Source organism: Pseudomonas sp. SDO52101_S400, from assembly GCF_054071635.1.
On sequence record NZ_JBSVWF010000004.1, the window covers coordinates 119,605 to 137,797 of the forward strand.

The following is an 18,193-nucleotide window of genomic DNA, read 5'->3' on the forward strand; positions in this document are numbered from 1 at the left end:
ACGTTTACAGGTTGCGTTGCCATGGCCCTTGATGCAGATGCGCTTGTCACTCCACCCTCCATCGCCAAGACAGCGTCCATTGCAACGAACGGACGCAGTTGGGGGGAGATCGGTGCGACCGGGCACCGGACTTACTCATTGCCGATACCGCAGCTCACAGCCTCGGGTCGCACGCTGACGCCAGGCCTGCAACTGGGCTATGACAGCAATTCGGGTAACGGCATATACGGCCTCGGCTGGGGTCTATCGCTGGCCACCATCTCGCGCAAGACCAGCACGGGCACTCCGAAGTATGAGAAGCACGAAGTCATGCAGGCCGACGGCACCGACCTTCAGCCCGAACGGACGACGCGCGGCAAGATCAAGTCGACCCGGCGCACTCGCGGCAAAGGCCGGCAAGCCAGAAAGTTTTCGGTGGTGCGCTATATCCCTCGTCTGGAAAGTACCTTCGCTCGCTACGAGCTCTGGACCAATGACGACGGCCACGCCTTCTGGATAGTCATGTATCCCGACGGCTCACAGCACTGCTACGGCAACACCCTTGATTCGTGCATTCACGATCCTGACGCCCCGACCCACATTGCGGTGTGGCTACTGGTGGAAATCATGAATGCCGCGGGTGAGCACATCGTCTACGAATACAAGACTGACGACACAGACCCTGATCCGCGATTCGACTATTCGGCCCAGCGCTACCTGCGGCAGATCTGTTATGGCAACAAGACCGCCAGTGCCGATCTGTTGTGCCTTGAACATGAGAGCCCGCAGGATCTGGACTGGATTTTTCGTCTGATCGTGGACTACGGCGAACGCGTTACCAGACGGGAAGCCGTTCCACCCTATCTAGCTCCGGACGAAAAAAAATGGCCGCCGCGCACGGATCCGTCTCGCATGTACAACTACGGTTTCGAGCTCGGCAGCCGACGGTTGTGCAAGCAATTTCTGTCGTTCATCCACCTCGGCCCCACCCCTGTGCTGGTCGATCGCCTGGTGCTCGAACACGAAACCACGCCGCTCAAATACAACCACCTGACAGCCGCGCACTACATGAGTTACGACGCGGCGGGTCACGTCAAACACGTCCCCCCGCTTGAATACTTCTATAAACCGTTCGTTCTCAACACCGTCCCCCAGCCTTTCCTGGCACTGGACCACATGCCCGGCCTGAACGACGGTCAACCGTACCATTGCGTCGATCTTTATGGCGAAGGCGTGCCCGGGTTTCTCTGCCAGTACGACAACGCCTGGTATTACCGAGAGCCCTTGCGCGGCACTCCCGACACGGACGAAATCGTTTACGGCCCCTGGACCTTGCTGCCGATGATCCCGAACGCCGACACCAGCAAGCCGGTGGTGCAAATCCTCACAGACCTGACGGGTGACGGATGCCTGGACTGGATCGTCGCGCAACCCGGCGGCAGCGGCTATTACACATTCAACCCGGATGGCACCTGGTCGCTGTTCAAGCCGTTCAACCGGTTTCCCTTGGAGTTCTTCCATCCGTTGGCGCAGATGGGCGATTTGAGTGGCGACGGCCTGCAATCCCTGGCGCTGATCGGTCCGAAGAGTGTGCGGTTTTACGCCAACCGCAGGGATCAGGGGTTTGCACCCGGCCAGCAAGTGCCCCACGACGCAGACCCGTTGCCGCTGTTTGGCGATACCCGCAGCGAGTTGGTGTTTTTTGGCGGTATGGGTGCCAGCGGAACCGAGTTGTGCCGGATACGCCACGATGAGATTCGCTGCTGGATCAGCCAAGGCCATGGGCACTTTCGCAGCAGCTTCAAACTGAGCGACTTGGCGTTCGACCATGACAAATTCGATGCCGACAGGGTACGCATCGCCGATCTGGACGGCTCCGGCGCCCCGGCCTTCATTTATCTGTCTTCGGATTACTTCGAGATCTGGTTCAACCACGGTGGCAACGGCCTCGCATCAACACCGGTTCGCGTCCCGTGGCCCGAAGGCATACGCTACGACAATCTCTGCCAGGTGACCTTCGCCGACCTGCAAGGCATTGGTTGCGCGAGCATGCTCTTGACCGTGCCCCACATGACGCCGCAGCACTGGGTGTATCACTTCGTCAGTGAACGGCCCTATTTGCTCACCGGCTGCAACAACAACATGGGTTACAGCGCGACGCTGCATTATTGCAGCAGCGCGCAAAGCTGGCTGGATGAAAAACGCCAGTTGCTGATGGCCCGCAAACGCCCGGTCTGCCGGTTGCCGTTTCCTCAGATGGTGCTCGACTGGTTGCGCCAGGACGATGAAATCACCGGCAATTACCTGATGCAGTACCACAAGTATTTCGAGGGTTACTACGACGGTATCGAACGCGAATTCCGCGGTTTTGGCCAGGTCTGTCAGATCGACAGTGAACTGCAACCTGGCAAAGCCGAAGAAGGTCAAACGGCGCCGAGTCGAGTAACCCGATGGTTTCATACCGGTAGAAACATCGATATCGTCTTGAGGAATGTCTGCGAGCTCGACGATAAAATCACACCACTTGGGCGCACCCTCGTTACAACGTACGATGCAAAACGCCGTAAAGAGCGAATTCGAAAGCGAAGCCAGGCCGACGACAACGCCGAAATCGTCTACGCCCTGGCCGGTAAACTGCTTCGCACTGAGGTGTGTCAGGCTGACGACCCCGCCCCGGCCCCCCTGTTCTCCCTGAGCGAATCTCGCTACCTGGTTCGGAAGGTCAATAACAATCCGTCCAGTGTGCTTGTGCTCGAACTGGAAAATCGCAGCCAGCAGTACGAACGCTTCATGGATGACCCGCAGTGTCAGCATGTGGTCAATGTGGCCTGGGACAAGTTCGGTCAACTGACTCACAGTTTTACGATCGCCTGTGCACGCCGTCTTGGCGGCGAGGATGAACCGCCCTTCGATCGTGAGGATCTGGTACAAGCCTGGAAGGACAGCCACGATGAACAACAGCGGTTTTTTTATCTGACGGAAATCCTTGCCGAATTCATTCACCTGATCAATGACGGCCGTTGGCTGCTCGGCCTGCCCTCGCGCCAACGCACCAATGCGCTGAAGTTGCCCAGAGGCACACTGCCGATTGGAATGCGAGCGGCGGATATCAGTTTTGAAAAACTCGAACTGCATCAAGCCAGTACCGAATGGAATGCCCTGCGCGAACTGACATCACTCTCGCAACACACGTATCTGAAAGACGCCGACGAAAAGATCCTGTACCCACCGTTGCCGGGGCCGACAGAGCAGGCTGTGTTCGACAAAAAAGCGTTGGAGGCGTACGTCGGAGTTCCACCGCCGTTCGCCATCCGGGATGAGCTGGAGAAAATCGGCTACAAATGCATGCACCTGTTCCTGCCCCCAGACCCGGATGAAGATGAACAGAAAAACCTGTGGTCGGCACTGAGCGGTTTTTTCACCTACGCCGATGCCAACGGTTTCTACCACGTCACCGAGGTGCAGCAGACCGCCAGCCATGGCGTGACGCACATCACCTGGGATGCAAACCATCTGCTGGTCATTGCCATCACCCTGCCGGATGGCTGCACGACGACGGTCACCTATGACCCCCACACGCTCCAGCCTCTGAGCATCAAGGACGCCAACGACAATATCCAGGAAGTGCTCTATGACCCGGATCGCCAACCCATGGCGCAGAGTTTTCATGGCACCGAAAATGGGCTGTCTGTCGGCTTCGAACCTCTGAGCGAGTACCCCAGCCAGAAGGACCCGAGCGTCGAGTACGCCCTCGCCAATTCAAAAGAAGTGCTGGCATCTGCCGCCAGTGTGGTGCGCACCGAGCTGCGCAGCTGGATGCCATTGCTCCCGCCCAAAACGCTGCCGCTCAAGAGAAAGGAATGGATCGCCAAGGGGCTGATCCTGCCCGACGGACGCATCCGCGCCTCGGCCCTGCGCTGGCTGAACCAGCGAAAAAAACGCACGGCCAGCGAACAGACCCTGCTCAAGATCATCCGCACCGCCCCACGGCAACCGGTACACAGTCTCAGTCATACCGCCGACCGCTATCACAACGATCTGCTGCAATTGATTCATACGATCATCGTTTACTTCGACGGCTTTGGCCGCGAGTTGCAAAGCAAGCAGCTTGTCCCGCCGGGCGATGCCTTTGTGGGCACACCCGAGGACGAACTCGAGACCGATGCCGATAAAAATCCGATCGAGAGGCCGGCCGCTCGGCGCTGGCGTGTTCAACGTCGTATGGAATACAACCACAAGGGCGAGCCCATCCGGGTCTACCGCCCCTACTTCCTCGATACCCATCGCTGCATCAACGACAGCGCCATGCGCGAGCACGGCTACCACGACCGGATGTTCTACGACGCTTTAGGGCGGCCAATCCAGACGATCAATGCACTGGGCCATCTGGCGTTCGACATCCTTCATCCGTGGCTCAAGCTCAGCTTCGACTTCAACGACAACGACGCCACGCCACCGCCCCGGCCTGCCAAGCCTGCCAAGCCTGCCAAGCCTGCCAAGCCTGCCAGACAGCCCGCCAAACCGGCGAAGAAGGTCAAGTCATGACCACCAGCGTGCATTGGCGCACGCCGTCGCTGGCCGTCACCGGCCCGCGTGGCGATGCCATCAGAACGGTCGAATATTTGCGCAAGGTCGCCGGCGGTGCCGTGCAGGCGCTTGTTACTCGCCAACAACATGATGTTGCCGGACAGCCGGTGGCGCAATACGACCCGCGTCTGGCCATACCCAATACCGTCACCGTGTTTGCGCTGAACGGCCAGCCGCTGAAGACGACCAACGTCGATGCCGGCGTGAACGTCAGCCTGCCTGGACTTGCTGGAGAACCCCTGCAGACCTGGGACGCAAACGGCAATCATCGCCGCATGATTCATGATCCCCAGCTACGCCTGGTCAGACTTGAAGAGAACAGTGCGGCGGATATCGAAACATTCACCTATGCCCCGGCGGCAGCCGATCCCGGGCAAAACCTGCGTGGGCAATTGACCAGGCTGACGGATGCATCAGGCTCGGTCGAATACAAAAGCTACGCACTGACCGGCCAGCCACTGAGTGAAACCCGCACCTTCACAGACGCCATAACGTACACCAGTCAGCAAGTCACCAGCCCGCTCGGCGCGGTGCTCGAGAGCATCGATGCAGGCGGGCACAAGCAACAATCGACTTACGATGTGGCCGGACAGCTCATCCAGGTGCAACTGCAGATCAAGGGGCAAGCCTGGCAGCCAATATTGAAGGGCATGCGATACAACGCCGAAGGAAAGGTCATCGAGCAACAAAGCGCAAACGATGTCACCAGCAGTTGGGTTTACGACAAGGCCGACGGACAGCTACGCCGACACTACGCGCAAAAAGCTTCTGGACAGGCGCTGAAGGATGACGAATACAGCAACGACCGTATGGGCAACATTACCCACATTCGTGACCACACCTACACATCGACCTACTTTCGTAACCAGCGGGTCGACGGTGATCGCGAGTTCGAATATGACTCCCTGTCGCGTCTGACCCTTGCCACCGGCCATGACGATGCGCCGCCCAAAGACAATCAGGGCCTACCACAGCCAACCGACCCCAATGACCGGCGCAATTATGTCCAGACCTATGACATGGACGAAGGCGGGAATCTGACCTGTCTGACCCATGTTCGCGACGAGAACACCTACCATTACAGGATGTTCGTCGACCCTCGCAGCAATCGTGCAGTGCGATGGAAAGAAGGCGATCCGATTCCAGACATCGACACCGAGTTCGATTCCGCCGGCAACCTGAAAGCCCGCCAGCGTGGCCAGCCGATCCAGTGGAACAGCCGCAATCAAGTGCAATCGGTGACTTTGGTCGAACACGCCAGTGGCCCCCCTGATACCGAGCGATATCAATACAGCCAGGGCGTACGCGTACACAAACGACTAGAAACCCACAGCCGGACAGTCAGCCACTTTGTGGACGTTCGCTACCTGCAGAACCTGCAGATTCGCAGCAAGGACGACGGCGAACTTTTGCACCACATCACCATTCCGACCGGCGTCGGACACGTAACTTGTCTGCACTGGGTCAACAAAAAGCCGGACGGGATCGCGAACAATCAATTGCGCTACGCCCTGGCAGACAATTTGGGCTCGACCGTGATGGAGCTGGATGTTTCAGCGAAGTTGATCAGCAAGGAGACCTATTCTCCCTACGGCGCCACGACCACGCTGGCGGCAAGCTCGCAGATCGAGGTGGATTACAAGTTCATTCGCTACTCGGGCCACGAAACAGACATCCCCGGACTCATTTACTATGGGGCACGACATTACGCGCCGTGGCTGTGTCGCTGGATCAGCGCCGATCCGAGGGGGGATGTGGATGGGTCAAATCGGTATGCGTTTGTCGGGAACAATCCGATGAGTTACTTCGATGATGGTGGCACTCAAAGAAAACCCTCTGAGCAACGTCGGATCATCAGTAACCAAATAAATTACTTATCCACTGCGCAGAAGAATCTGGACGAAGTAAACCAACAGTTTGTCGATCTGACTTCGCCGACAACGTTTCGATTGAAGGTAGTCAAAAATCTTTTTTACCTTGCTGGCCGGGCTACTGTTGGTTTCTTCTCCGCTTTGGCCACAACCAGTGATGCGTTCAGTAACAGTACAGTTCCTGGCGAACTGCAAGGGCTGTCATTGGGGAACTTCACGGCTGACCGAACCGTCGGGGCTTACGAAAAAAAACTGTCCCCACTCCAGATGAACGCAGCGATTTTGCCAAGGCATGCGAATCTGGAACCCGGCTCTATCCGGAATCAAAGCAGCGGAACGTCCGCCGGCCCACTTGATAGACTCACAGTCAATCCAGGAACGTGGCAAGAACGGTCGGAGAATATCAGGGCTTTGTTCAGCGTCGCTCGAGACTCCGGAGGAGGTGCAATATTGCCTGGGGTATCGGAAATTTTCGAACTCATGCACGTAGCCAAGGACGCCACCAAGGCCGAAGAGCAATTGACCGCTTTCGAGTTGGATGCCTATGACGCGTTACTCGACAACCTCGAACAATCAATTATCAAAGCCGCAGACATCGCCGACGCCACATTTGAGGAAATGGGCGTCGGCCAGTTTTATGCCAGCAATCTGGATTACTTTGCTGATATCGGTCTCGGCAAAGTGGGGGCATCCGATAGCAGAGCGGTCAGTCGATCCGACATAGCAAAATATCGTGAAAAGGCACTGCAAAGCCTTCATGAAACCCGCACCACCGTCAAACGCTACCGCCAGTATGCGGATATAAAAATAGCTCCTTCGCGCCCACGCTCCGGGGTAGTCAGTTGGTGGAACAATGGCGGCAGATAGCTCAGTCCACCGACACACCCCCTCGCTCATCGTAAATGACGGGCGAGGCCTGCCGGTTCGTCAGGTCGCGTATCTGCGCTCTGTCGCCGGCGCCCCGGTGGAAGCGCTCATCACCCGCCTGCGTCACGACACCGCCGGGCGCCTGGTCGAGCAGCAGGACCCGCGGCTGTCCGTGCCCAACCTTGTGAACGCATTCGGGCTGAGCGATCAGCCTCTCAAGGTCGACAGCGTCGATGCCGGCCGGAATCTGATCTTGCCGGGGCTTGCCGGAGAAGAACTGCAACGCTGGGATGCGCGGGGCAATCACTGGCGCACAACCTTCGATGATCTATTGCGGGTGGTAAGGCTCGATGTAAACGCGATAACCGGCGTGGAAAACATGACCTACGCCGACGTTACCGAGGATCCCGGTCACAACTTGCGCGGTCAGATGATCGAGCTGGAAGATTCATCGGGCTCGCTGAAGCTGCACAGCTACGCTCTGACCGGCCCGGCACTGCGCGAGACCCGAACCTTTCTCGATGGCAAAGCGTTTGTCAGCGGTCGCACGTTCAGCCCGCTGGGCACGGTGCTGGAGACGATCGACGCTGCCGGCCACAAACAACAATCGACTTATGACGTTGCCGGGGAACTCATACACACGCAACTTCAGATCAACGGCCAGTCCAACTGGCAACCCGTGTTGATCGGTGCTCAGTACAACGCCGCCGGACAGATCATCGAACAAAAGGCCGGCAATGGCGTGATCAGCCGCTGGCACTACCGGCCCGCCGACGGCCGCCTGCGCCGCCACTACGCGCAGAAAGCGTCGGGGGAGACGCTTCAGGATTTCGAGTATGAATACGACCCGGTAGGCAACATCACCCGCATTCTCGATCACGCCTTCACACCGACGTATTTTCGTAACCAGCGGGTCGATGGTCATCGCGAGTTCAGCTACGACTCGATGTACCGGCTGATCCGCGCCACCGGTTACAGCGATGCACCGCCGAAGGACAACCCCGGCCCGCCACAACCAACCAATCCCGACGACCGACGCAACTACACCGAAACCTACGGTTACGACAAAGGCAGCAATCTCGTCAAAACCACCCACGCGCGCGACGGCGCCAACCATACCGTCGAAATGTGCATCGACCTCGCCAGCAACCGGGGTGTGCGCTGGAAACCCGGTGATCCGCCACCCGACTTCGCCAGGCTGTTCGACCTGGCCGGCAATCTGCAGGCTCTGCAATCCGGTGTCCCCATGAACTGGAACACCCGAGGCGAACTGGAAAAAGTCACTCTGGTCAGCCGCAACGGCAGAAGCGCCAACGACGAAGAATTTTATGGCTACAGCCAGGGCGAACGGGTCTATAAACGCCACGAGACACACACCACAAAAGTCAGCCACTTCCATGAGGTCCGCTATCTGCCGGGAGTGGAGATCCGCACCAAAGACAATGGCGAAGAACTGCACGTCATCACCCTGGACATCGGCCCCGGCGGCGCGCGCTGCCTGCACTGGGAGAAAGATCCGGCGAACATCGGCGCTGATCAGCTGCGATTCACCTTGGCCGATCATTTGAGATCGGCGGTCAAGGAGCTGGATGCCCGGGCGCAGTTAATCAGCGATGAAGGCTATTTACCCTTCGGAGTTACCGCCTTTTATACAAAACTCTCCGCCCTGGAGGTCGCTTACAAAACCGTGCGTTACTCAGCCAAGGAGATGGATGTCACCAGTCTGTACTACTACGGTGCCCGCTATTACGCGCCGTGGTTGGGACGCTGGATCAGCGCGGATCCGGCATATGATGTGGATGGATTGAATCTGTACGCCTTCGTGCAGAACGACCCGATCGGTCACGTCGATGTCAACGGCGAAGGCAAAGTGAAATGGCCCACCGTGGCAGATTTCAACGCCGGCGTAGATCGGATCATTACCTCGGAAAACACCAGCTATGCCAAAAACAGGCAAGCCATCGCGACACGTCACATGAAAGATCAGTTGAGCAAACAGGTGACACGCCACATCGAAATCCTCGGAATCACCAAGGGACGTGCGCGCGATGCCGCCAGTCAACTCGACAGAATGGGCTCAGGCAGTGATGTAGCCCTGGCAGCGACCCGTAGAGCCATGGTCCTGGTGATAGGCAAATTCATCAGTTTTGGCGTCGGCATCGGCGTCGGATTGGGCGCTCAGGCATTGGGGATTGTAGCTCCCGGCGTGGGCAACGTGGTGGGAGCAGGCTTGGGTATCGGGGCGAAAGTGGGGGTCAGCTCCTTGGTCGATTACATCGCCGAAAGAACAGGCATGAGCGCATCGGTCAACTTGAAGACCAGTAAATTGACGGTAAACAAAATCATCCGCAAAGCCGAATACAAGCAGATGGAACCGCTTGAATACCTGAAAGCCAAATATCAGAACATGGCGCCGACCAGCCAGAAATCACTGCTGAAGTTTTCCAAGGAGGCCGCCACCCAGGCTTCCGGTTATATTTTGAAGTCAACGCTGACCTCTATGCCCTCCGAAGCGGTAAGCGCCATAAGCACGGGGGGCGCGGTTTTGCTGGGATTACCGGAAATCGTGGATGAAACATTGGGAGCGATATCCGACAAGTCGGGCGACAAAATGCTCGAGTTCGAACGCCAGATACTTGGACTTGCTGGAGCGATCGAGTCCAGCAACGCCACGATCCATGAGTTTGCAAATGCACTCTCCACGAACACGATCGGAGGGGTCGACCTTGACGATCTAGATGAGCAAACGGGACAAATCACGGGGCTTCTCCACGGTCTGGCCAACGCTGTTCGAAACCACCGGAGCAGCCAGAAGGCGGTTGCGTGAACACACGGTTTTTGTGCCGCGATAGCACTGGCATTACCCGGCGGCATGCTATCGTGCCCGCCCGACCTGCCACCCGTTAACCCAGCATGCTGCCGACTTCCCGTACCCTGCGCCTGTCGATGTACACCCTGCTGATCATCGCCGGCGCCGCCCTCGCAGCGACGCTTGCGATCCGTCACGCCGAACGCCAGGCGCTGGTGGAAGACGCTGCCCGGGCCAATCAGCAACTGGCGCTGTACGCCAACTCGCTGCACACCCTGATCGACCGCTACCGCGCCCTGCCCGCCGTGCTGGCGCTGGACCCGCAATTGCGTGCGGCGCTGGCAGGTTCCGTCGATGCCGAACAGCAGGCGGCGCTGAATCTGAAGCTGGAAAAGATCAACGGTGCCGCGCAGTCCTCGACCCTGGAACTGCTCGATCACACCGGCCTTGCGGTGGCGGCCAGCAACTGGCGTCTGCCCAGCAGTTACGTCGGTCACAACTATGGCTTTCGCCCCTATTTCAGTCAGACCCGCACTCAGGGCGCCGGGCGTTTTTATGCGGTCGGCGTGACCAGCGGGATTCCCGGTTATTTCCTGTCCAGCGCGGTGCTCGGCGACAACGGCGAGTTTCTCGGGGCGATGGTAGTCAAGCTGGAGTTCCCGGAGCTTGAACGCGAATGGAGCCAGGGCAATGACACCCTGCTGGTCAGCGATGCGCGCGGGATCATTTTCATCGCCAACCAGCCCGACTGGCGCTATCGCCTGCTGCACCCGCTGAGCCCGGCCGATTACAAAGAGATCAAGGCCACCCGCCAATACGACAAACAGTCGCTGGTACCGCTGACTCATCTGTCGCTGCAGCGCTTCGACGACAACAGTGATCTGCGTCGCGTTGAAGGCCCGCAGGGCACAGCCGATTACCTGTGGGAATCGCTGCCGCTGACCGCCGAAGGCTGGACCCTGCACCTGCTGCGCCGCCCGCAATTGTCCTTCGAAGACCAGCGTAATGCCGGACTCGCCGCCGCCGGTGTCTGGCTGGCGCTGGTGTTCCTGTTGCTGTTCCTCAACCAGCGCTGGCGCCTGGCGAAGATGCGTCAGCGCAGCCGCGAAGAACTTGAGCAACTGGTCGAGGAACGCACCCGCGACCTGCGCACCGCCCAGGAGGGTCTGGTGCAGTCGGCGAAACTGGCGGCACTTGGGCAGATGTCGGCGGCGCTGGCCCACGAAATCAACCAGCCGCTGACCGCCCAGCGCATGCAGCTTGCAACTCTGAGGCTGCTGCTCGATCACGGTCGGGTCGATGACGCCTACAAGGCGCTCAAACCGGTCGATGAAATGCTCACACGCATGGCCGCCCTTACCGGCCACCTGAAAACCTTCGCCCGCAAGAGCCCCAGTGGTTTGCGCGAGCGACTGGATCTGGCGACGGTGGTCGATCAGGCCCTGCAATTGCTGGATGCAAGGATGCGCGACGAACAGGTCAGTCTCGTGCTGCATCTGACGCGTCCGGCCTGGGTGCGCGGCGATGCGATCCGCCTCGAACAGGTGCTGATCAACCTGTTGCGCAACGCCCTCGATGCGATGCAGGGCAAGCCTTGCAAGCGTCTGGAAATCCGCCTGGAAGCCGACGAGCAACTGTGGCGCCTGAGCGTCATCGACAATGGCGGCGGCATTGCCGAAGAACATCTGGGTCAGGTATTCGATCCGTTCTTCACAACCAAACCGGTGGGTGACGGCCTCGGTCTGGGGCTGGCGGTGTCGTTTGCCATCGTCCACGAATCCGGCGGACGCCTGAGCGCCGAGAATGGCGACAACGGCGCAGTGTTCAGCCTGACCTTGCCGATCGATCTGGAGGCGCACATCTGATGCTCAATGCGGTGATGGTGGTCGATGACGAAAGCAGTATCCGCAGTGCCGTCGAGCAATGGCTGAGCCTGTCCGGGTTCGAGGTGCAGCTGTTCAGCCGCGCCGAGGAATGCCTGACGGCGCTGCCCGCGCATTTTGCCGGAGTGATTGTCAGCGACGTGCGTATGCCCGGCCTCAGCGGTCTTGAACTGCTGGCCGAGGTGCAGCGCCGGGATGCCGACTTGCCGGTGATTCTGCTGACCGGCCACGGTGATGTGCCGATGGCGGTCGAAGCAATGCGCGACGGCGCCTACGACTTTCTGGAAAAACCCTTCAGCCCCGAGACCTTGCTCGGCAGCCTGCGCCGGGCGTTGGAAAAGCGCCGCCTGGTGCTGGAAAACCGCGCCCTGCACGAACAGGCCGACAACCGCGCCAGACTCGATGCAACGTTGCTCGGTGTGTCCCGTGGTTTGCAGACCTTGCGCCGGCAGGTGCTGGATCTGGCGACGCTGCCGGTCAACGTGCTGATCCGTGGCGAAACCGGCAGCGGCAAGGAACTGGTCGCCCGCTGCCTGCACGACTTCGGCCCGCGTGCCGACAAACCGTTCGTGGCACTGAACTGCGCGGCGATCCCCGAGCAGTTGTTCGAAGCCGAGTTGTTCGGGCATGAAAGCGGCGCCTTCACCGGGGCCTCCGGCAAGCGCATCGGAAAACTCGAATACGCCGATGGCGGCACGTTGTTTCTCGATGAAATCGAAAGCATGCCGCTGGCCCAGCAGGTGAAACTGCTGCGGGTGTTGCAGGAGCAGAAGCTCGAGCGGCTGGGGTCGAACCAGAGCATTCGGGTGGACTTGCGGATCGTCGCGGCGACCAAACCCGACTTGCTGGATGAAGCGCGGGCCGGACGTTTTCGCGAGGACCTGGCCTATCGCCTGAACGTGGCGGAGTTGCGTCTGCCACCGCTGCGGGATCGTCGGGAAGACATTCCGTTGTTGTTCGAATCCTTCGCCCAGAGTGCCGCCCAGCGATTGGGCCGGACTTTTCCGCCGCTCAGTGGTGCGCAATTGAGCCACCTGCTGAGTCATGACTGGCCGGGTAATGTTCGCGAGTTGGCGAACGTCGCCGAACGGCAGGTGCTGGGGCTGGACGAACCGGTGCAGGGCATCGATCCGGGCCAGTCACTGGCGGCGCAGCAAGAGGCGTTTGAGGCTCAGTGTCTACGGGCTGCTTTGACACGGCACAAGGGGGATGTGAAAGCGGTTCTGGAGGAGCTGCAACTGCCGAGGCGCACGTTTAATGAAAAGATGCAGCGGCATGGGTTGAGTCGGGAGATGTTTTTGGCTGATTGAGTTCGGCTGGAGATTTTTGGTGTGGCTGAAATCCATCCCCCTCACCCCAGCCCTCTCCCCCAAGGGGGCGAGGGGGAAAGGGAGCCGTTTTGCGCTGGTTTTCAAACCTGAGTTCGACTCGGCAATTCAGGTCGATGTACCCCGAATAATCGACTCCGTCAGTCCCCTCTCCCTCCGGGAGAGGGTTAGGGTGAGGGGGCTTTTGATCTCCCCCACGATAAGCGGAAATCCGCTCATTCATCCCGGCTCATCGGCAAAATCCCGCTCACCAACTCCCCCTACCCCCTCTAAACCGGCCCTCCCCCCGTTGGCACAGCTCCTGCTATAGCCCTCGCAGGCTGCGTTTCAACGCGCTCCACAAAAACAATTAAACGAAGGATCCTTCAATGGATAACTCCAACGCCCTGCCTCTTGGGTCGGCTGCCGTGCCGGCTAAAGAACGAACCACCGCCAGTCGCATCAAGTCGATCTTCAGCGGTTCCGTCGGCAACATGGTCGAGTGGTACGACTGGTACGTCTATGCCGCCTTCTCGCTGTACTTCGCCAAGACCTTCTTTCCCGCCGGCTCCACCACCGCCCAATTGATGAACACCGCCGCGATCTTCGCCGTGGGCTTTCTGATGCGCCCGATCGGTGGCTGGCTGATGGGGCTGTACGCCGACAAGGTCGGCCGTAAAAAGGCGCTGATGGCCTCGGTGTACCTGATGTGCTTCGGCTCCCTGCTGATCGCCCTCAGCCCGAACTACGAAACCATCGGCATCGGCGCGCCGATCCTGCTGGTCTTCGCCCGTCTGCTGCAAGGCCTGTCGGTCGGTGGCGAATACGGCACCTCGGCCACTTACCTGTCGGAGATGGCGACCAAGGAACGTCGCGGCTTCTTCTCCAGCTTCCAGTACGTGACCCTGATCTCGGGCCAGCTCATCGCGCTGGGCGTGTTGATCGTGCTGCAGAACATGCTCACCACTGAACAGCTGTACGCCTGGGGCTGGCGCATCCCGTTCGCCATCGGCGCGCTGTGCGCAATCGTTGCGCTGTACCTGCGTCGCGGCATGGAAGAAACCGAGTCGTTCACCAAGAAAGAGAAGTCCAAGGAAAGCGCCATGCGCACCTTGCTGCGCCATCCGAAGGAGCTGCTCACCGTGGTCGGCCTGACCATGGGCGGTACGCTGGCGTTCTACACCTACACCACCTACATGCAGAAATACCTGGTGAACACCGTCGGCATGAGCATCTCCGACTCCACCACCATTTCCGCCGCCACGCTGTTCCTGTTCATGTGCCTGCAACCGATCATCGGTGGCCTGTCCGACAAGATCGGTCGTCGCCCGATCCTGATCGCCTTCGGCGTACTTGGTACGATCTTCACTGTGCCGATCCTGATGACCCTGCACACCATCCAGACCTGGTGGGGCGCATTCTTCCTGATCATGGCGGCGCTGATCATCGTCAGCGGCTACACCTCGATCAACGCCGTGGTGAAGGCCGAGCTGTTCCCGACCGAAATCCGCGCACTGGGCGTCGGCCTGCCGTATGCACTGACCGTATCGATCTTCGGCGGCACCGCCGAATACATCGCGCTGTGGTTCAAGAGCATCGGCATGGAAACCGGCTACTACTGGTACGTGACCGCGTGCATCGCGGTGTCCCTGCTGGTGTACATCACCATGAAAGACACCCAGAAACATTCGCGCATCGTCACTGACTGATCGCAAAAAAAACGCGCGAAGGTGCAAGACCTTCGCGCGTTTCTTACCTGTCCGATTTCCCGATCAGGACAATTCGGCAACCCCCTGTTTGCTACCATAGCGCTTCTGCGCATAAGACGCGCCCACGATCATCACCAGCAGAATCCCCGCCAGCACCGCCGAAGAACCGATGGTGCCGAAGTCCAGACCGCCCTTCTCATGGGACTTGGTCATCAAGTCGCCCAGGGTCGCGCCAAACGGCCGGGTCAGCACGAACGCCACCCAGAACAGCGCAACCGACGAAATCTTCGTGAAGTACTTGAGCAATACGACCACAGCAATCGCCGAGCCGATCAGCAGCGCGCCACCGGCAAAGCCCAGGCCCGAGTCGTCCGCCAGGTAATCGCCAAGCGCGGTGCCCAAGGTGTTGGAGAACAGAATCGCCATCCAGTAGAACATCTCGCCGCGAAAGCTCTGCACTTTGGTGACGTTGAGCGAATCGCCGCTCAGGCGCCACGCCGCGAAGATCGCCAGCAGGATCGCGATCAGGATCATGGAACCTGTGGCGTAACCCAGCTCCAGCGTGCGGTCCATGAAGTCGGACATGGTGGTGCCGGCGGTGCTGGTCGACAGGATCACGATCCAGTACAGCAGCGGCTTGTAAGTCTTGGACATCAGTTGCGTGATCAGCGTCAGGACGAACACGCTGATCAGGATCAGCGAGCTCATGGCGTAGCCGACGTTAAGGGTCATCGACAGCAAATCCCCCGCGGTTTCCCCCAGGGTCGTCGCGCAGATTTTCATGACCCAGAAGGCCAGGGTGATTTGGGGCAGTTTGTTCATTGCAGGTAAAGCTCCAGTGTGTGACGGCCGGTTCTTGGTTTTCTGGCCGCCGGCAGACTGGCGTTACGAGGGTGAAAAACCGGTCGGGAATGTATGAAAAATCTGTCACACACCCCAAAAGCGGCGATTAATCACCGGTTAATGCCTCTGCCGCATCCTGCACCTACCTGATCGATGACCTGCGCGACGCTCGCTCCGACGACGAAAGCGATTTGAATGCGCCGCCCTTAATATCGAGTTAATCGATTGTTTTTAGCATTATTTTGCGCTTTTTAATCAATTTAGTTGGCGTAGCATGAACCCCATGCGAAACACATCGCCAACCAATTTCGAATCTGGAGAACGACCATGAAAACCAAACTGATCCTCGCCCTGACCCTGTCCGTACTGGCCGCCAACACCTTCGCCGCCGATGGCTCGGACAAGACCAAATCCGCCGACTTCATTTCCGGCGCCAGCGCCGCCATCGAAACCAGCCACTCGGGCGCCTACGCTGCCGATGGTTTCGATAAAACCAACGTCGGCAAAGCCGTTGCTGCCGATGGCTTCGACAAGACTGGCACCGCTGCAGCCATCGCGGCCGACGGCTTCGACAAAACCGGCACCGCCGCAGCCATCGCTGCCGACGGTTTCGATAAAACCGGCACTGCTGCAGCCATCAGCTGATCGGCAGAATGCAGACACCCAAGCCCGGCCATTGCCGGGCTTGTTCATTTCCAAAGGTCGGGATTTGATCTTCGCGGACCGGACTTGCACTATTGGCCGCTTATAAAAGCCTTCAGGAACACCCCGCCATGCCCGATGACATCCATTTCTACGAACCGGCCAACGGCCACGGTCTGCCCCACGATCCGTTCAACGCGATCGTGGGTCCGCGCCCCATCGGCTGGATTTCTTCGCAGGATGCCGAAGGCAAGCTGAATCTGGCGCCTTACAGCTTTTTCAACGCGTTCAACTACATTCCGCCGATCATCGGGTTCTCCAGCGTCGGGCGCAAAGACAGCCTGAACAACATAGAGCAGACCGGTGAATTCGTCTGGAACCTCGCGACCCGCCCATTGGCCGAGCAGATGAACCAGAGCTGCGCAGCGGTCGCGCCCGAGGTCAACGAGTTCGAACTGGCGGGGCTGACGCCGGTGGCGTCGAAGGTGATTGCCGTGCCGCGCGTAGCCGAAAGCCCGGTGTCCTTTGAATGCAAGGTCACGCAGATCATTCAGTTGCAGCGCGCTGACGGCGAGACGGTGCCGAGCTGGCTGGTGCTCGGTGAAGTGGTCGCCGTGCACATTGCCAAATGGCTGTTGAAGGACGGGATCTACGACACCGCCGCTGCAGAACCGATTCTGCGAGGCGGCGGGCCGGCGGACTACTTCCAGCTGGGGCCGGAGGCATTGTTCAAGATGTGGCGCCCGGGCGCCGTCAAATAAACGCGGTTACCAGATCAGCTCGGCGTCATCAGTGACGCCCTTGAGCTTGTCCAGCTCGTTGATGGCCGCTTCATCAGCGGCAATGGCACCAGGGAAGACCTGGTCATTCAACAGTTTGTGAAAGCGTGGCGCACCGCCGTCGACCAGGGCCTTGACCGCGATTGCCGCGTGATAACCCTTGTTGCTGCCCAACTCGACGGGGACTACAGCGGAAACCGCTTCGAAGTGTTCGAACTCTTTACGTGCCATATCGCAGGTCCTGGCTCAGTCAGATAGGCCGGCCATTAAACCCTCAACCGGCGAGTTTGTGTATCGGCGCGCAACTTTGACCCAATGCCTGCGCCGCCGACACATCTTTAAACGTGTGGAAATCCAGGCTGTTGACCACCAGGTCCTGCACCAGCTCGGCAAAGACTTCCATCGACGGGCTGCTGAAATAGGCGGTCATCGATTGCTGGTTGGTCCAGAAGCCGGAGACCAGCCACAACTCCGGATCACACTGCGAATGCTGCAAGGAAAAGCTCAGGCAACCGGCGGCGGCACGGGACGGTTCGATCAGCGCGCTCAGGCGCATGCCGAGTTCCGCCGAGCGCCCGGCGCGCGCTCGAACAAAGGCCATATGACTGACGGGAATCTGCTTGGACATGTTCAACCCTCCCAGGGAGTCGCGTGGCAGCCGGGGACGGGCTGCGACAGGATCCAAGGTTAAGGGCCGGGCAGCGTTCGCCGTTAGTCGATTCCTGCTGTCGCGTTGCACAATCCTGCGAGACTGTCTTTCAGACCTGTGACAAGCCGTGATTTCCTGTCACCGTCCTGTCACACCGATTTCGGGCAACTCTGACGACCTGCGTCCTGCTATGGCTGGACGGGCCAACAACCCAATGCAGGATCAGGCAAGCATTTCGCAGGATGTGTCTACCGCTTGCGCTTGCACA

General features: G+C 59.2%; 11 protein-coding genes. 8 read left to right on the forward strand and 3 right to left on the reverse strand.

Annotation, left to right across the window (positions count from 1 at the left end; all coding sequences use genetic code 11):
- Positions 1 to 21: 21 nt before the first annotated feature.
- From ACW9HX_RS03010 to ACW9HX_RS03035, 6 genes are all read left to right on the forward strand, one after another.
- On the forward strand, positions 22 to 4,524 hold the full coding sequence (locus ACW9HX_RS03010; RefSeq protein ID WP_457379448.1) for a SpvB/TcaC N-terminal domain-containing protein: 4,503 nt from the start codon (positions 22 to 24) through the stop codon (positions 4,522 to 4,524).
- Positions 4,521 to 7,304 carry an RHS repeat-associated core domain-containing protein gene (locus ACW9HX_RS03015; RefSeq protein WP_457379449.1) on the forward strand — a complete coding sequence of 928 codons (2,784 nt, stop codon included), beginning with the start codon at positions 4,521 to 4,523 and terminating at the stop codon, positions 7,302 to 7,304. Before ACW9HX_RS03010 ends, ACW9HX_RS03015 begins: the two co-directional genes overlap by 4 nt.
- The gene (locus ACW9HX_RS03020; RefSeq protein WP_457379450.1) at positions 7,291 to 10,131 is read left to right on the forward strand and encodes an RHS repeat-associated core domain-containing protein; all 2,841 of its coding nucleotides are present in this window, start codon (positions 7,291 to 7,293) and stop codon (positions 10,129 to 10,131) included. The genes ACW9HX_RS03015 and ACW9HX_RS03020 overlap by 14 nt, the downstream gene beginning before the upstream one ends.
- Positions 10,132 to 10,217: 86 nt before the next feature.
- A complete protein-coding gene (locus ACW9HX_RS03025) occupies positions 10,218 to 11,978 on the forward strand; it encodes a sensor histidine kinase (protein ID WP_457379451.1) in 1,761 nt (586 codons plus the stop codon).
- Entirely contained in the window at positions 11,978 to 13,306 is a 1,329-nt protein-coding gene (locus ACW9HX_RS03030; protein ID WP_457379452.1) for a sigma-54-dependent transcriptional regulator, read from the forward strand. The genes ACW9HX_RS03025 and ACW9HX_RS03030 overlap by 1 nt, the downstream gene beginning before the upstream one ends.
- A 386-nt stretch (positions 13,307 to 13,692) precedes the next feature.
- On the forward strand, positions 13,693 to 15,012 hold the full coding sequence (locus ACW9HX_RS03035; RefSeq protein WP_115079020.1) for an MFS transporter: 1,320 nt from the start codon (positions 13,693 to 13,695) through the stop codon (positions 15,010 to 15,012).
- A gap of 63 nt (positions 15,013 to 15,075) precedes the next feature.
- On the opposite strand, the gene ACW9HX_RS03040 is transcribed toward ACW9HX_RS03035, so the two are convergent.
- A complete protein-coding gene (locus ACW9HX_RS03040; RefSeq protein WP_457379453.1) occupies positions 15,076 to 15,834 on the reverse strand; it encodes a COG4705 family protein in 759 nt (252 codons plus the stop codon).
- A 348-nt stretch (positions 15,835 to 16,182) separates the two neighbouring features.
- On the opposite strand from ACW9HX_RS03040, the gene ACW9HX_RS03045 reads away from it, so the two are divergent.
- Together ACW9HX_RS03045 and ACW9HX_RS03050 are read left to right on the forward strand one after the other, a co-directional pair.
- Complete coding sequence (locus ACW9HX_RS03045; protein ID WP_085730226.1) at positions 16,183 to 16,500, forward strand: hypothetical protein; 318 nt, start codon at positions 16,183 to 16,185, stop codon at positions 16,498 to 16,500.
- A 128-nt stretch (positions 16,501 to 16,628) separates the two neighbouring features.
- Positions 16,629 to 17,258 carry a flavin reductase family protein gene (locus tag ACW9HX_RS03050; RefSeq protein ID WP_114885139.1) on the forward strand — a complete coding sequence of 210 codons (630 nt, stop codon included), beginning with the start codon at positions 16,629 to 16,631 and terminating at the stop codon, positions 17,256 to 17,258.
- A 6-nt stretch (positions 17,259 to 17,264) separates the two neighbouring features.
- Here the strand turns inward: ACW9HX_RS03050 and ACW9HX_RS03055 are convergent, their stop codons facing one another.
- Positions 17,265 to 17,507 carry a hypothetical protein gene (locus ACW9HX_RS03055; RefSeq protein ID WP_096818378.1) on the reverse strand — a complete coding sequence of 81 codons (243 nt, stop codon included), beginning with the start codon at positions 17,505 to 17,507 and terminating at the stop codon, positions 17,265 to 17,267.
- Positions 17,508 to 17,550: 43 nt separating this feature from the next.
- Positions 17,551 to 17,904: a putative quinol monooxygenase gene (locus tag ACW9HX_RS03060; protein WP_457379454.1), complete on the reverse strand. Its 354-nt coding sequence runs from the start codon at positions 17,902 to 17,904 to the stop codon at positions 17,551 to 17,553.
- Between the last annotated feature and the right edge of the window lie 289 nt (positions 17,905 to 18,193).

Bases quoted from the DNA above. Each gene is read 5' to 3' on its own strand.
- ACW9HX_RS03050 (WP_114885139.1), top strand. From the start codon at position 16,629: ATGCCCGATGACATCCATTTCTACGAACCGGCCAACGGCCACGGTCTG.
- ACW9HX_RS03010 (WP_457379448.1), top strand. From the start codon at position 22: ATGGCCCTTGATGCAGATGCGCTTGTCACTCCACCCTCCATCGCCAAG.
- ACW9HX_RS03045 (WP_085730226.1), top strand. From the start codon at position 16,183: ATGAAAACCAAACTGATCCTCGCCCTGACCCTGTCCGTACTGGCCGCC.
- ACW9HX_RS03015 (WP_457379449.1), top strand. From the start codon at position 4,521: ATGACCACCAGCGTGCATTGGCGCACGCCGTCGCTGGCCGTCACCGGC.
- ACW9HX_RS03040 (WP_457379453.1), bottom strand. From the start codon at position 15,834: ATGAACAAACTGCCCCAAATCACCCTGGCCTTCTGGGTCATGAAAATC.
- ACW9HX_RS03055 (WP_096818378.1), bottom strand. From the start codon at position 17,507: ATGGCACGTAAAGAGTTCGAACACTTCGAAGCGGTTTCCGCTGTAGTC.
- ACW9HX_RS03030 (WP_457379452.1), top strand. From the start codon at position 11,978: ATGCTCAATGCGGTGATGGTGGTCGATGACGAAAGCAGTATCCGCAGT.
- ACW9HX_RS03035 (WP_115079020.1), top strand. From the start codon at position 13,693: ATGGATAACTCCAACGCCCTGCCTCTTGGGTCGGCTGCCGTGCCGGCT.
- ACW9HX_RS03025 (WP_457379451.1), top strand. From the start codon at position 10,218: ATGCTGCCGACTTCCCGTACCCTGCGCCTGTCGATGTACACCCTGCTG.
- ACW9HX_RS03060 (WP_457379454.1), bottom strand. From the start codon at position 17,904: ATGTCCAAGCAGATTCCCGTCAGTCATATGGCCTTTGTTCGAGCGCGC.
- ACW9HX_RS03020 (WP_457379450.1), top strand. From the start codon at position 7,291: ATGGCGGCAGATAGCTCAGTCCACCGACACACCCCCTCGCTCATCGTA.